Origin of the sequence: Marichromatium sp. AB31 (assembly GCF_003718685.1) — a bacterium.
Classification (GTDB): Bacteria; Pseudomonadota; Gammaproteobacteria; order Chromatiales; family Chromatiaceae; genus Marichromatium; species Marichromatium gracile.
This window is the reverse complement of the sequence record NZ_RHFI01000004.1, coordinates 75555-89808: the sequence shown is the minus strand read 5'-3', so window position 1 is coordinate 89808 and position 14254 is coordinate 75555. Positions and strand designations below refer to the sequence as shown.

The window sequence follows — 14254 nt, the reverse complement described above, 5'->3', positions numbered from 1 at the left end:
GACCATGGTCGAGAACCAGAACACCGTATGCTTTCGCACCATGCACCTCGAGGCCGCGACGCGGCACAGCCTCGAGGCCTATCGCAGCGTCGGCGGCTATGTCCAGTGGGAGCGCATCCTCCGCGAACGCCCGGATCCCAATGACCTGATCGAGGAGGTCAAGCGCTCCAACCTGCGCGGACGCGGTGGCGCGGGCTTCCCCACCGGGCTGAAGTGGAGCTTCATGCCGCGCACCGCGCCGGGGCAGAAGTACATCGTCTGCAACTCCGACGAGGGCGAGCCGGGCACCTGCAAGGACCGCGACATCCTGCGCTACAACCCGCACCAGGTGATCGAGGGCATGGCCATCGCCGGCTACTGCATCGGCGCCACCGTCGGTTACAACTACATCCGCGGCGAGTTCTACGAACCGATCGCGCGCTTCGAGGAGGCGCTCGGCGAGGCCTATGAGGCCGGGCTGCTGGGGCGCGACCTGCTCGGCTCCGGGGTCGACTTCGATCTCTATGTCCATTGCGGCGCCGGCGCCTACATCTGTGGCGAGGAGACCGCGCTGCTCGAGTCGATCGAGGGCAAGAAGGGACAGCCGCGCTACAAGCCGCCGTTCCCCGCCCAGCAGGGTCTCTACGGTTGCCCGACCACCATCAACAACACCGAATCGCTGGCCTCGGTGCCGGTGATCCTGGAGCGTGGCGGGCAGTGGTTCCTCGAGCAGGGACGGCCCAACAACGGTGGTCCCAAGCTGTTCTCGGTCAGTGGCCATGTCAACCGCCCGAACAACTTCGAGGTGCCGCTCGGTACCCCCTTCCGCGATCTCCTGGAGATGGCCGGCGGGGTGCTCGACGATCGCCCGCTCAAGGCGGTGATCCCCGGCGGCTCCTCGGTCCCGGTGGTGCCGGGCGAGATCATGATGCAGACCGACATGGACTACGACTCCATCGCCAAGGCCGGCTCCATGCTCGGCTCTGGCGCGGTGATCGTGATCGCCGAGGGCACCTGCATGGTGCGCGTGCTGCACAACCTCTCGCACTTCTACATGCATGAGTCCTGCGGTCAGTGCACCCCGTGCCGCGAGGGCACCGGCTGGCTGGCGCGGGTGCTCAAGCGCATCCTCGACGGTCAGGGGCGCGCCGAGGACCTGGAGCTGCTCGAGAGCGTGGCCGGACGGATCGGCGGGCGCACCATCTGCGCCCTCGGCGATGCCGCGGCGATGCCGGTGCAGAGCTTCCTCAAGCACTACCGGCACGAGTTCGCGTACCGGATCGAACACGGACGCAGCATGGTCGCCTGAGCGGCCGCGTCCTTCGAGCCATCCTCTGTCGGCCGGCGGCCCGTGTCGCCGCCGACCGTGAATCCATGAGCAGACGGTGTCCGCCGCGGCGGACATCCTGGCGCCCCGTAGCGAGTGCACCTCGGGCGTCTCAATGCGGCCCTCTGGAGGCCGCGTCACTGGTGCCGATCGAGAGACCTTAATGACGGACAAGATCACCATCGAGATCGACGGCCGTGCCTGTGAGGCAGCGCCGGGGGAGATGATCATCGCGGTCGCCGACCGTGAGGGCATTACCATTCCCCGCTTCTGCTATCACAAGAAGCTGTCCATTGCGGCGAACTGTCGGATGTGTCTGGTCGAGGCCGAGGCCGGCGGTCGTCCCTTCCCCAAGCCGGTGCCGGCCTGCGCGACCCCGGTCAGTGACGGGATGAAGGTGCAGACGCGCTCGCCCAAGGCCATCGATGCCCAGGAGGGCACGATGGAGTTCCTGCTGATCAATCACCCGCTCGACTGTCCGATCTGCGATCAGGGCGGCGAGTGCGAGCTGCAGGACGTGGCCATGGGCTACGGCGGTGACGTGTCGCGCTACAGCGAGCGTAAGCGGGTGGTCGAGGACGAGGACCTCGGCCCGCTGATCGCCACCGAGATGACCCGCTGCATCCACTGCACCCGCTGCGTGCGCTTCGGCGCCGAGATCGCCGGGGTGCGTGAGCTTGGCGCCACCGGGCGCGGCGAGACGATGCGCATCGGCACCTTCACCGCCGTCGCCGTGGAGCACGAACTCTCGGGCAATGTCATCGACCTCTGTCCGGTCGGTGCCCTGACCTCCAAGCCCTATCGCTTCCAGGCCCGCGCCTGGGAGCTGACCGGTCGCGACAGCATCTCCCCGCACGACGGGGTCGGCGCCAACCTGCGCCTGCACGTGCGTCGCGACCAGGTGCTGCGGGTCCACCCCAACGACAACGAGACGGTCAACGAGACCTGGATCGCCGACCGCGACCGCTTCAGCTACGAGGGCCTGCATGCCGCCGATCGGCTCACCCAGCCGATGATCAAGCGCGACGGCGCCTGGCAGGCGGTGGCCTGGGGCGAGGCGATGACCCTGGTGGCCGAGCGGCTCAAGGCCGCCGATCCGGCCACCAGCGGTTGGTGGCTGGCGCCCAACGCCACCCTCGAGGAGCTCTATCTCGCGCAGCGGGTGGCGCGTGGACTCGGCGTCGCCGACATCGACAGCCGACTGCGTCAGCAGGACTTCCGCGACGACGCGGTGGCGCCGCTGCGCCCCTGGCTCGGCTGCACCATCGCCGAGCTCGAGACCCGGCGTGCGATCCTGGTGATCGGCAGCGACCTGCGCCAGGAGCAGCCGCTGCTCGCCCATCGCATCCGCAAGGCCGCGCTCGCCGGCGCCGGGGTCGGTTGCGTCAATCCGCTCGAACTCGAACTCAATCACGCCGCCACCCAGCTGGTGGTCGATCCGGCGGCCTTGCCCGCGGCGCTGGCGGCGATCGCCAAGGCGCTCGACTGCGCTCCAGAGGGCGCGGGCGCGGCGCTGATCGCCGCCGCCGAGCCCGACGAGGCGCAGCGCGCGCTCGCCGAGCTGCTGCGCGCCGGTGAGGCCGAGCAGGGCGGTCTGGTCGCGCTCGGCGCGCTCGCCGTCGCCCATCCCGATTACGCGCTGATCCGCGCCCTGGCCGAGACCATCGCCACGGCCAGCGGTTGCGCGCTCGGCTGGCTGCCGGCGGCGGCCAACAGCGTCGGCGCCCATCTCGCCGGCGCCTTGCCCCAGGTCGGCCCCGGTGGCGTCGCGCTGGAGCGGCCCGGGCGTGCGCTCGATGCGATGCTCGCCGAGGCGCCGCGCACCCTGGTGCTGTGGGGCGTCGAGCCCGATCGTGATCTGATCGACCCGGCGCGGGCGATGGCCGTCTGCGAGCAGGCCGAGTTCGTCGTCGCCTGCTCGGCCTTCCGCTCGCCGTCGCTGGAGGCGGGCGCCGACGTGTTGCTGCCGATCGGCGCCTTCGCCGAGACCTCGGGCACCTTCGTCAACGCCAGTGGCGCCTGGCAGTCGTTCCAGGGCGCGGTGGCGCCCCCGGGCGAGGCACGCCCGGGCTGGAAGGTGCTGCGGGTGCTCGGCAACCTGCTCGACCTGCGCGGCTTCGACTATGTCAGCGCGGCCGGGGTCCGCGAGGAGCTTGCCGCACACTGTGGCGAGATCGTCCACGACAATGCCGCGCGCGCACCGCTCGATACGCTCGAGCAGCGCCTGCCTGCGGACGCCCTGGCGCGGGTCGGCGGGGTGCCGATCTATGCGCTCGACGCCCTGGTGCGACGCGCCCCGGCGCTGCAGCGCACCGCCATGCCGCGCGCCGCCCTCGCGCTCTATCTGCACCCGGAGCGGGCCGCCGCGCTGGGGCTGGAGGAGGGCGCCGAGGCGACCCTGACCCAGGGCGGCCGGACGCTCGACTGCGAGGTGCGGCTCGATGCACGGCTCGCCCCCGGGTGTGCCTGGGTGCCGGCCGCGGTCGCGGGCAGCGAGCGGCTCGGCGCGCAGATCGGCCCGATCGAGATCACCGCCGCCGGCGCCCAGAGAGGATGATGCGACTATGATCGAACTGTGGAACAGCCTCCCGGTGGTGATCCAGATCCTGCTCAAGATCACCGCCATCCTGGTCCCGCTGCTGCTGCTGGTGGCCTACTACACCTATGCCGAGCGCAAGGTGATCGGCTATATCCAGGTCCGCATCGGCCCCAACCGGGTCGGTTGGCGCGGCCTGCTGCAGCCGATCGCCGATGCGCTGAAGCTGTTGCTCAAGGAGGTGGTGATCCCCTCCAAGGCCGACAAGGCGCTCTTCCTGATGGCCCCGGTGATCACCATCGGCCCGGCGATGGCCGCCTGGGCGGTGATCCCCTTCGACGCCGGGCTGGTGCTCTCGGACATCAACGCCGGGCTGCTCTATGTGCTGGCGCTGACCTCGCTCGGGGTCTACGGCGTGATCATCGCCGGCTGGGCCTCCAACTCCAAGTACGCGCTGCTCGGCGCGATGCGCTCGGCGGCGCAGATCGTCGCCTACGAGATCGCCATGGGCTTTGCCCTGGTCGGGGTGCTGGTGGCCGCCGGTAGCCTCAATCTCGGCGCCATCGTCGAGGCCCAGGCGGGTAACCTGTTCACCTGGTACTGGCTGCCGCTGCTGCCGCTGTTCGGGGTCTATCTGATCTCGGGCGTGGCCGAGACCAACCGCGCGCCCTTCGACGTCGCCGAGGGCGAGTCGGAGATCGTCGCCGGCTTCCACGTCGAGTACTCGGGGATGGCCTTTGCGGTCTTCTTCCTCGCCGAGTACGCCAACATGATCCTGATCTCGGCGCTGACCGCGGTGCTGTTCATGGGCGGCTGGCTGTCGCCGCTGCCGCAGTCCTGGGTCGACGGGGTGGCGCTGCTCGACGACGGCTTCCACTGGTTCGCGTTGAAGACCGGCTTCTTCATGTTCCTGTTCCTGTGGCTGCGCGCGACCTTCCCGCGCTACCGCTACGACCAGATCATGCGCCTGGGCTGGAAGGTGTTCATCCCGATCACGATCGTGTGGATCCTGGTCGTGGCGCTGGCGGTGGTCTACCGGCTGCCGCCGTGGTGGTCGGCGTGATTGTGGAGGAGGCAAGATGCTGAAACACGCGCGAGAGTATGTGCAGAGCCTGCTCCTGGTCGAGCTGTTCCGGGGGATGCGGGTCACCGGCGGTTATCTGTTCAAACGCAAGTTCACGGTTCAGTACCCGGAGGAGCGCGCGCCGATCTCGCCGCGCTTCCGTGGGCTGCATGCGCTGCGTCGCTATCCCAACGGCGAGGAGCGTTGTATCGCCTGCAAGCTGTGCGAGGCCGTCTGTCCGGCGCTGGCCATCACCATCGAGGCCGAACCGCGCGAGGACGGCTCGCGGCGCACCACGCGCTACGACATCGATCTGTTCAAGTGCATCTATTGCGGCTTCTGCGAGGAGTCCTGCCCGGTCGACTCGATCGTCGAGACCGGGGTCTACGAGTATCACTTCGAGAATCGTGGTGAGCACATCATGACCAAGGACAAGCTGCTGGCGATCGGCGACAAGTACGAGTCCGAGATCGCCGCGGCGCGGGCGGCCGATGCGCCCTATCGATGAACGGGATCACGCGCCGTCTCGCGCATCCAGGAGACTAGGGATCAACCATGGGCTTTGAAAAGTTTCTCTTCTACGTCTTCGCCGCCATCACCCTGGCGGCGGCGGGGATGGTGGTGACGCGGCGCAATCCGGTGCACGCGGTGCTCTATCTGGTGCTCGCCTTCTTCTCCAGCGCCGCGCTCTGGCTGCTGCTCGAGGCCGAGTTCCTCGGGCTGGTGCTGGTGCTGGTCTATGTCGGCGCGGTGATGGTGCTGTTCCTGTTCGTGCTGATGATGCTCGACATCGACCTGGCGACGTTGCGCGCGGGCTTCATCCGCTATCTGCCGCTCGGCGCGGTGATCGCGGTGGTGATGGCCGCGCAGATCCTGCTGGTGGTGGGGCCCGGCAACTTCGGTGCCGAGCAGTTCCCGGCACCGGCCGCGGCGCCGGCCGAGGCCTCCAACATCGAGGAGGTCGGGATGCTGCTCTACACCGCCTATGTCTATCCCTTCGAGCTGGCTGCGGTGATCCTGCTGGTGGGCATCATCGCCGCCATTCGTCTGACCCTGCGCAAGCGTCCCGATACCAAGTATGTCGATCCCAAGCATCAGGTCGAGGTGCGCAAGGGGCCGGACCGGGTGCGTCTGGTCTCGCAGGTCTCCACGGCGGGGCTGCGCGAGGAGCAGGGCGCGCGGGGTGTTGCACAATCGCAAGAGGAAGGGTCCGCATGATCGCGCTCTCCGACTATCTGATCCTCGGTGGTCTGCTGTTCTCGATCTCGGTGGCCGGGATCTTCCTGAACCGCAAGAACCTGATCCTGCTGCTGATGTGCATCGAGCTGATGCTGTTGGCGGTGAACATGAACTTCGTGGCCTTCTCGCACTTCCTCGGGGATGTCACGGGACAGGTGTTCGTCTTCTTCATCCTCACCGTCGCGGCCGCCGAGGCGGCGATCGGACTGGCCATCCTGGTGGTGCTGTTCCGTAACCGACGGTCGATCAATGTGCAGGATCTCGACGTCCTGAAAGGGTAGGGCGCGCGCGGGCGCCGAGGCGCCGGCGGTCCCTGGGAATCGTCGTTGCGGCGCGCGCGGCGGCGCGCGGAGGCCCTCGGGCGCCGCCGCCTCACCGCGGTCGGCACCCGTGGACACGGCAAATAGAGCGAAAGAGCAGAAATCAAGATGGAAAACGTCTACCTGACCATCGTGCTCGCGCCCCTGGTCGGCGCCATCGTCGCCGGCTTCTTCGGCGGCAGGATCGGCCGCGTGGGCGCGCACTCGGTGACCATCGCCGGCGTGGGCCTCTCCACACTCCTGTCGTTGTGGGTGCTGGGACGCTTCATCTGGGCGGAGCAGGCGGTGTTCGATGGCACCGTCTACACCTGGCTGGTCTCCGACGGCATGCGCTTCGAGGTCGGCTTCCTGGTCGACAAGCTCACCGCGATGATGATGGCCACGGTGACCTTCGTCTCGCTGATGGTGCACATCTACACCATCGGCTACATGGCCGACGACGAGCACAACTGGCCCGAGGGTGCGCTCACCGGTCGCAACAGCTATCAGCGCTTCTTCAGCTACATCTCGCTGTTCACCTTCTCGATGCTGATGCTGGTGATGGCGAACAACTTCATGCAGCTGTTCTTCGGCTGGGAGGCGGTCGGTCTGGTCTCCTACCTGCTGATCGGCTTCTGGTCGACCCGCGAGAGCGCGATCTTCGCCAACCTCAAGGCCTTCCTGGTCAACCGCGTCGGCGACTTCGGCTTCCTCCTCGGCATCGCCGCGGTGGCGATGTATTTCGGCACCCTCGACTACGCCGAGGTGTTCGCCGCCGCCCCGGGGCTGGCCGATACCGAGGTGGCGCTGTTCGGCGGCATCTCGCTGATGACCCTGATCTGCGTGCTGCTGTTCATCGGCGCCATGGGTAAGTCGGCGCAGGTGCCGCTGCACGTCTGGCTGCCCGACTCGATGGAGGGCCCGACCCCGATCTCGGCGCTGATCCACGCCGCCACCATGGTCACCGCCGGTATCTTCATGGTTGCGCGGATGTCGCCGCTCTACGAGCTCTCCGAGGCGGCGCTGAGCTTCGTGCTGATCATCGGCGCCACCACCGCCTTCTTCATGGGGCTGATCGGTCTGGTGCAGAACGACATCAAGCGGGTGGTCGCCTACTCGACGCTCTCCCAGCTCGGCTACATGATCACCGCGCTCGGCGCCTCGGCCTATGCCGCCGGCGTCTTCCATCTGATGACCCACGCCTTCTTCAAGGCGCTGCTGTTCCTCGCCGCCGGCTCGGTGATCATCGCGATGCACCACAAGCAGGACATTCGCGAGATGGGCGGTATGCGCAAGTTCATGCCGATCACCTGGATCACCGCGCTGATCGGCTCGCTGGCGCTGATCGGCTTCCCCGGCTTCTCCGGCTTCTTCTCCAAGGACGCGATCATCGCCGCGGTCAACGAGACGGCGATCTTCGGCGGTGGCTACGCCTCGGTGCTGCTCACCCTCGGCGTGCTGGTGACCGCGCTCTACAGCTTCCGCATGTACTTCCTGGTGTTCCACGGCAAGCCGCGGATGGACGAGCATACCCGCGAGCACCTGCACGAGACGCCCTGGGTGGTGACCGTGCCGCTGGTGATGCTGGCCATCCCCTCGCTGTTCATCGGCTGGTTCGCAATCGAGCCGATGCTGATCAACGACTGGTTCGCCTCGGGTGACTGGAGCCCGATCATGGTCGCCCCCGAGCACGACACCCTGGCGCATCTGCGCGAGCACTGGCACGGCCAGAGCGCCTTCGTGATGCACGCGCTCGGCACCCCGACGCTGATGCTCGCGCTCGGTGGTCTGGTGCTCGCCGCGCTGATCTGGTGGGTGGTCGCCGCGCGCAAGCCCGACATCGACGCCAAGCTGCTTGCCCTCGGCGGGCCGCTGACCCGGTTGCTGCAGAACAAGTACGGCTTCGACGACTTCAACCAGCGCTTCCTCGCCGGTGGCGCGCAGCTGCTCGGTCAGACCTTCTGGAGCCGTGGCGACCGGGCGCTGATCGATGACGGTATGGTCAACGGCTCGGCGCGTAGCGTGGGCCGCATGGCCGGCGTGCTGCGTCTGCTGCAGACCGGTTATCTCTACCATTACGCTATCGCGATGATCGTCGGTCTGGTCGGCCTGATGACGATCTTCGTGACCCTCTGACGCGCACAGGGAGACGCCCCGCATGTATCAGTTTCCGCTGCTGACGCTGCTCATCTGGCTGCCGATCGTCGGCGGTATCGCCGTGCTGGCCAGTGGTGACAGGTCGGCCTCCACCTCCAAGTGGACCGCGCTCGGCTTCGCCGTGCTCACCTTCGTCTCCAGCCTGTGGCTGTGGTTCGGCTTCGATCCGGGCACCGCCGAGATGCAGTTCGCCGAGCGCGTGGCCTGGATCCCGACCTTCGACGTCTACTACGCGCTCGGGGTCGACGGCATCTCGATGCCGCTGATCATCCTCACCACCTTCATCACCATCTTCGTGGTGATCGCCGGCTGGGAGGTGATCAGCTACAAGCCGAGTCAGTACATGGCCGCCTTCCTGATCATGGAAGGCGTCATGATCGGCGTGTTCTCGGCGCTCGACGCGGTGCTCTTCTACGTCTTCTGGGAGGCGATGCTGATCCCGATGTTCATCATCATCGGGGTCTGGGGCGGGCCGAACCGGGTCTATGCGACCATCAAGTTCTTCATCTACACCTTCTTCGGTTCGGTGTTCATGCTGGTCGCGCTGATCTACATGTACTTCCAGGCCGACAGCTTCAGCATCCTCGACTTCCACGGCCTCGAGCTGGGGATGACCGCGCAGACGCTGATCTTCATCGCCTTCCTGCTCGCCTTCGCGGTCAAGGTGCCGATGTTCCCGGTGCACACCTGGCTGCCCGACGCCCATGTCGAGGCGCCCACCGGCGGTTCGGTGGTGCTGGCGGCGATCATGCTCAAGATCGGCGGCTACGGCTTCCTGCGCTTCTCGATGCCGATCGCCCCGGACGCCAGCGCCGCGCTCGCCTGGCTGATCATCGCCATGTCGCTGATCGCGGTGGTCTATATCGGCTTCGTCGCTCTCGCCCAGCGCGACATGAAGAAACTGATCGCCTATTCCTCGATCGCCCACATGGGCTTCGTCACCCTCGGCTTCTTCATCGTCTTCGCCATCGTGCAGAACTCGACAGCCGGTGCCGGTGCGGTGATGGGCGTCGAGGGCGGCATGGTGCAGATGATCTCGCACGGCTTCATCTCCGGCGCGCTCTTCCTCTGTGTCGGCGTGCTCTACGACCGGGTGCACTCGCGCGAGATCGCCGATTACGGCGGCGTGGTCAACACCATGCCCTGGTTCGGCGCCTTCTTCGTCTATTTCGCCATGGCCAACTCGGGGCTACCGGGCACCTCCGGGTTTGTCGGTGAGTTCATGGTGATCCTCGCCACCTTCCGTGCCAACTTCTGGTGGGCGCTGCTGGCGGCCACCACCCTGATCCTCGCCGCGGCCTATACCCTGTGGATGATCAAACGGGTGGTGTTCGGCCCGGTGGCCAACGACAAGGTCGCGGCGCTCACCGACCTCAACCGTCGCGAGGCGCTCAACCTCGGCGTGCTCGCCGCGGCGGTGCTGGCGCTCGGTCTGTGGCCGGCGCCGCTGCTCGAGGTGATGCACACCTCGGTCGAGCATCTGGTCGCCCAGGTGACCACCTGCAAGCTGCCGGCCGACGAGATCGGCGCCTGTGTGCTCGCGCGCCCCGAGCCGCTGGCCACCGTCGTCCAACCCTGACCCCTTGTCGCGTGCAGGTCCGGGGCGGTTGAGCACCGCCCCCGCCCCGGGCGCCGCGAACGCGGATCTACTCTCACTGGAAGATTCACATGCACTTCGACGCCGCCAACCTCTTGCCGATCCTGCCCGAGATCGCGGTGCTGCTCACCGCCGCCATCGTGCTCGTGGTCGATCTCTACATCGCTGAACGTCATCGCGAGGTGATCCACGGACTGACCCTGATCGGTCTGGTGGCCGCCGTTGCCCTGACCGGCGCGGTCGGTGGTGGCGCCACCGAGCTGGTGTTCGACGGCAACGTCGTGCGCGACTCGCTGGCCGATCTGCTCAAGGGGGCGATCCTGGTGGTCAGCCTCTTGGTGTTCATCTATGCCCGTCCCTGGCTGCGCGATCGCGACATGCTGGTCGGCGAGTTCTACATGCTCGGGCTGTTCGCGGTGCTCGGCATGTTGGTGATGGTCGCGGCCAACAGCTTCATCACCGTCTATCTCGGTCTCGAGCTGCTGGCGCTGAGTCTCTATGCGCTGGTCGCCTTCGATCGCGACTCCTCGCGCGGGGCCGAGGCGGCGATGAAGTACTTCGTGCTCGGCGCCCTGGGCTCGGGCATGCTGCTCTACGGCATCTCGATGGTCTACGGCGCCACCGGCTCGGTCGAGTTCGGTGCGGTGGCCGAGGCGCTCGCCAGCCAGGGCATGGAGAACAAGGTCCTGGTCTTCGGTCTGGTGTTCATGGTCATCGGCATCGGCTTCAAGTTCGGCGCCGTGCCCTTCCACATGTGGGTGCCCGACGTCTACGAGGGCGCCCCGACCCCGGTGGTGCTGCTGCTCGGCAGTGCGCCGAAGATCGCCGCCTTCGGGCTTGCCATCCGTCTGCTGGTCGATGGCCTGGGCAGCCTCCATGCCGACTGGCAGGGCATGCTGCTGATCCTCGCGGTGCTGTCGATGGGGATCGGCAACCTGGTGGCGATCGCCCAGCGCAACATCAAGCGGATGCTCGCCTACTCGACCATCTCGCACGTCGGCTTCATCTTCCTCGGTCTGCTCGCCGGCACCGAGCAGGGCTATGCCGCGGCGATGTTCTACACCATCACCTATGCGGTGATGGCCACCGGCGCCTTCGGCATCCTCATCATCCTCAGCCGCAAGGGCTTCGACGCCGAGCGCATCGAGGACCTCAAGGGCCTCAACGAGCGCGACTCCTGGTACGCGGCGATGATGGCCCTGGTGATGTTCTCGATGGCCGGGGTGCCGCCGCTGGTCGGCTTCATGGCCAAGCTGCTGGTGCTCGAGGCGGTGGTGCGCATCGGCTTCGTGTGGCTGGCGGTGGTGGCGGTGATCTTCTCGATCATCGGTGCCTTCTATTACCTGCGGGTGGTGCGCTACATCTATTTCGACAAGCCCGAGGAGGATGCGCCGGCGCTGGTCAGCAGCGGCGGGGTGCGGGTGGCGATGTCGCTCAACGGGCTGGCGCTGCTCGCGCTCGGGATCTTCCCGGCAAGCCTGCTGGCCGTCTGTCAGGCGGTCTTCGGCGCCTGATGTGGTGCGCGTGCCGGTGAGCACCGGCGCGCGGACTCGACATTCCCCGTCTGGTGGCGAGAGGTGGCATGGCGCGCTGGTTGTCTCGACGCGTTCGCGCAAGCTACCATGGCCGCTTTGCTCTAATGGAGTCCACGCATGTTACGCGGCAGCATCGTTGCGTTAGTCACGCCCATGCACGCCGATGGCACGGTCGATGAGGAGAGCCTGGGCGCGCTCATCGACTGGCATGTCGAGTCCGGGACCACGGCGATCGTCGCCGTCGGCACCACCGGCGAGTCGGCCACCCTCGACGAGGATGAGCACTGTGCGGTCATCCGCCGTTGTGTCGAGTTCGCCGCCGGGCGCATCCCCGTCATCGCCGGTACCGGTGCGAACTCGACGCGCGAGGCCATCGCGCTGACCCGTTGCGCCCAGTCGGCCGGGGCCGACGCCGCGCTGCTGGTCACCCCTTACTACAACAAGCCGACGCAGGAAGGGCTCTATCTGCACTTCAAGGCGATCGCCGAGGCGGTCGACCTGCCGCAGATCCTCTACAACGTCCCCGGTCGCACCGCCTGTGACATGCACAGCGATACGGTGGCGCGCCTGGCCACGATCGACAACATCGTCGGCATCAAGGATGCCACCGGAGAACTCGAGCGGGTGACGGCGTTGCGCGAGGGCTGCGGGCCGGACTTCGCCCTCTACAGCGGCGATGACGCCACCGGTTGCGAGTTCATGCTGCGCGGCGGTGACGGGGTGATCTCGGTGACGACCAACGTCGCCCCGCGCGAGATGCAGGCGATGTGCGCCGCGGCGCTCGCCGGCGAGCGCGAGCAGGCCGTCGCCCTCGATCAGCCCCTCGCCGGTCTGCATGCCGAGTTGTTCGTGCAGTCCAACCCGATCCCGGTAAAATGGGCCGTCTCCGAACTGGGGCGCAGCCCGCGCGGGATCCGGTTGCCGTTGACCTGGCTCTCCGATGAATATCACGGACGTGTCAGGGCCGCCATGGAGCGGGCCGGCATCCTCTGATCGTCACGCATGGGCCGGGGGAGGGCGCCGCAGCGCTACCCCCGGCCGGCGCCCACACGTCCCCCAACTCCACTGAGAGGTTGCTGACGTTGAGAGCAAGTTTCTGGCTGCCCGGTGTCTGTGCCGTGGCGATCCTGGTCCCCCTGATGGCCGGCTGCAGCATGTCCGCCGTCAACGACGCGCTGCCCGACCAGCGTCTCGCCTACAAAAAGCAGCGCGAGGCCGGCGAGAACCTCGAGGTTCCGCCGGATCTGGTCGGCAGCAGCTTCGACGATGCGCTCGATGTGCCCGGGGTCGTGGCCGGTACCACTACCTATTCCGAATACTCCGGCTCGCGCGCGGCGCGGGCGCGGATCGCTGCCTCGGGGTCCACCGAGGTGCTGCCCGAGGTCGCCGACGTCGAGCTCAAGCGTCGCGGTGACGAGCGCTGGCTCGAGGTCGAGGGTTCGCCGCAGCAGGTGTGGTCGCGGGTCGTCGCCTTCTGGCGCGAGCAGGGGATCCTGCTGCTCGACCAGAACCCCGCCATCGGGGTGATGCGCACCGACTGGCTCGACAACCGCGCCGAGATCCGCAAGGACTTCGTCACCCGCATGTTGAGCAAGGTGGTCGAGGGGGTCTATGCCACCTCGACGCGCGATCAGTACCGGGTGCGCATCGAACGTGGCACCGGCGCCGGCACCACCGATGTCCATCTCAGCCATCGCGGCATGGAGGAGAAGCTGGTCACCAACGCCCTCGGCGACAGTGCCGGGACGGTGTGGGAGCCCAGCGGTCGTGATGCCGGCAAGGAGGCCGAGATGTTGCGCCGGCTGATGATCTATCTCGGTGCCTCGACACAGCGTGCCGCCACGGCGGTCGCCACACGTGGCGATACGGTTGCGCCGCAGCGGGCGCGACTGACCGAGGACGGCGGTGTCCAGGTGCTGGCGATCGACGAGGAGTTCCGTCGCGCCTGGCGCCTGACCGGCTCGGCGCTCGATCGCGCCGGCTTCGCGGTCGAGGATCGTGACCAGAGTCGTGGGCTCTATTACGTTCGCTACGGCGGCGAGGGCGGGCGTGCGGTCGAGGAGGAGGAGAAGCGCGGCATGTTCTCGCGTCTGGCCTTCTGGCGTGGCAAGGGCGACTCGGAGGAGGGGGTGCGTCAGTACCTGATCCAGGTCGAGGGCGATACCCAGAGATCCCGCGTCCGGGTGCTCGACGACAAGGGGCGGATCGACGACTCGGCCAGCGCCGAGCGCATCCTCGGTCTGCTGCAGGCCGAGATCCGCTGACAGCCCTGGCCTCGCCAGTGGCCCGTAGGTTGGGTTGCCGCTTCTTGGCAACCCAACGTCTGCTGCGATGTCCGATCATCGACCTTGACCGCCTGTGCTGAACCGAGGTGGCTCTTGGTGTCAGTTGCCGATGTCGATGTCGGGCTGTCCGTCGATGCGCCCTGGCGAGTTGTCGATGGGGTGATGTCTGGGCAAGCCAGGCCCGACCTGGAAGCCGATGCATCTGCCCCGCCCGTGTCTCCTCGGCGCCCTGGCGAT

Annotated in this window: 11 protein-coding genes; all 11 read left to right on the top strand. The window is 67.4% G+C overall.

Going from position 1 to position 14254, the window contains the following annotated elements; translation table 11 throughout:
• The first annotated feature begins 4 nt into the window (after positions 1-4).
• Entirely contained in the window at positions 5-1288 is a 1284-nt protein-coding gene (gene nuoF / locus EBL84_RS05070) for an NADH-quinone oxidoreductase subunit NuoF (protein WP_190287888.1), read from the top strand.
• 181 nt (positions 1289-1469) lie between these two features.
• On the top strand, positions 1470-3863 hold the full coding sequence (nuoG, locus tag EBL84_RS05065) for an NADH-quinone oxidoreductase subunit NuoG (RefSeq protein WP_123139826.1): 2394 nt from the start codon (positions 1470-1472) through the stop codon (positions 3861-3863).
• Positions 3864-3870: 7 nt separating this feature from the next.
• Positions 3871-4905 carry an NADH-quinone oxidoreductase subunit NuoH gene (gene nuoH / locus EBL84_RS05060; protein WP_123139825.1) on the top strand — a complete coding sequence of 345 codons (1035 nt, stop codon included), beginning with the start codon at positions 3871-3873 and terminating at the stop codon, positions 4903-4905.
• Positions 4906-4921: 16 nt separating this feature from the next.
• Positions 4922-5413 (top strand): NADH-quinone oxidoreductase subunit NuoI, encoded by a 492-nt coding sequence (gene nuoI / locus EBL84_RS05055; protein WP_005220216.1) that lies wholly within the window; start codon positions 4922-4924, stop codon positions 5411-5413.
• A 47-nt stretch (positions 5414-5460) separates the two neighbouring features.
• Positions 5461-6123 carry an NADH-quinone oxidoreductase subunit J gene (locus EBL84_RS05050; protein WP_123139824.1) on the top strand — a complete coding sequence of 221 codons (663 nt, stop codon included), beginning with the start codon at positions 5461-5463 and terminating at the stop codon, positions 6121-6123.
• Entirely contained in the window at positions 6120-6425 is a 306-nt protein-coding gene (gene nuoK / locus EBL84_RS05045) for an NADH-quinone oxidoreductase subunit NuoK (protein ID WP_062276709.1), read from the top strand. Before EBL84_RS05050 ends, nuoK begins: the two co-directional genes overlap by 4 nt.
• Positions 6426-6572: 147 nt before the next feature.
• Positions 6573-8579, top strand: coding sequence for an NADH-quinone oxidoreductase subunit L (gene nuoL / locus EBL84_RS05040; RefSeq protein WP_123139823.1), 2007 nt, complete (start codon positions 6573-6575; stop codon positions 8577-8579).
• A 22-nt stretch (positions 8580-8601) separates the two neighbouring features.
• Positions 8602-10179, top strand: coding sequence for an NADH-quinone oxidoreductase subunit M (locus EBL84_RS05035; protein ID WP_005220220.1), 1578 nt, complete (start codon positions 8602-8604; stop codon positions 10177-10179).
• An 89-nt stretch (positions 10180-10268) separates the two neighbouring features.
• Positions 10269-11711 carry an NADH-quinone oxidoreductase subunit NuoN gene (gene nuoN, locus EBL84_RS05030; RefSeq protein WP_123139822.1) on the top strand — a complete coding sequence of 481 codons (1443 nt, stop codon included), beginning with the start codon at positions 10269-10271 and terminating at the stop codon, positions 11709-11711.
• Positions 11712-11849: 138 nt separating this feature from the next.
• A complete protein-coding gene (gene dapA, locus EBL84_RS05025) occupies positions 11850-12725 on the top strand; it encodes a 4-hydroxy-tetrahydrodipicolinate synthase (RefSeq protein ID WP_123139821.1) in 876 nt (291 codons plus the stop codon).
• A gap of 89 nt (positions 12726-12814) precedes the next feature.
• The gene (gene bamC, locus EBL84_RS05020; RefSeq protein WP_123139820.1) at positions 12815-13996 is read left to right on the top strand and encodes an outer membrane protein assembly factor BamC; all 1182 of its coding nucleotides are present in this window, start codon (positions 12815-12817) and stop codon (positions 13994-13996) included.
• Positions 13997-14254 lie beyond the last annotated feature (258 nt).

Coding starts and splice junctions, on each gene's coding strand:
- nuoF (WP_190287888.1), top strand. CDS start 5: ATGGTCGAGAACCAGAACACCGTATGCTTTCGCACCATGCACCTCGAG.
- nuoG (WP_123139826.1), top strand. CDS start 1,470: ATGACGGACAAGATCACCATCGAGATCGACGGCCGTGCCTGTGAGGCA.
- nuoH (WP_123139825.1), top strand. CDS start 3,871: ATGATCGAACTGTGGAACAGCCTCCCGGTGGTGATCCAGATCCTGCTC.
- nuoI (WP_005220216.1), top strand. CDS start 4,922: ATGCTGAAACACGCGCGAGAGTATGTGCAGAGCCTGCTCCTGGTCGAG.
- EBL84_RS05050 (WP_123139824.1), top strand. CDS start 5,461: ATGGGCTTTGAAAAGTTTCTCTTCTACGTCTTCGCCGCCATCACCCTG.
- nuoK (WP_062276709.1), top strand. CDS start 6,120: ATGATCGCGCTCTCCGACTATCTGATCCTCGGTGGTCTGCTGTTCTCG.
- nuoL (WP_123139823.1), top strand. CDS start 6,573: ATGGAAAACGTCTACCTGACCATCGTGCTCGCGCCCCTGGTCGGCGCC.
- EBL84_RS05035 (WP_005220220.1), top strand. CDS start 8,602: ATGTATCAGTTTCCGCTGCTGACGCTGCTCATCTGGCTGCCGATCGTC.
- nuoN (WP_123139822.1), top strand. CDS start 10,269: ATGCACTTCGACGCCGCCAACCTCTTGCCGATCCTGCCCGAGATCGCG.
- dapA (WP_123139821.1), top strand. CDS start 11,850: ATGTTACGCGGCAGCATCGTTGCGTTAGTCACGCCCATGCACGCCGAT.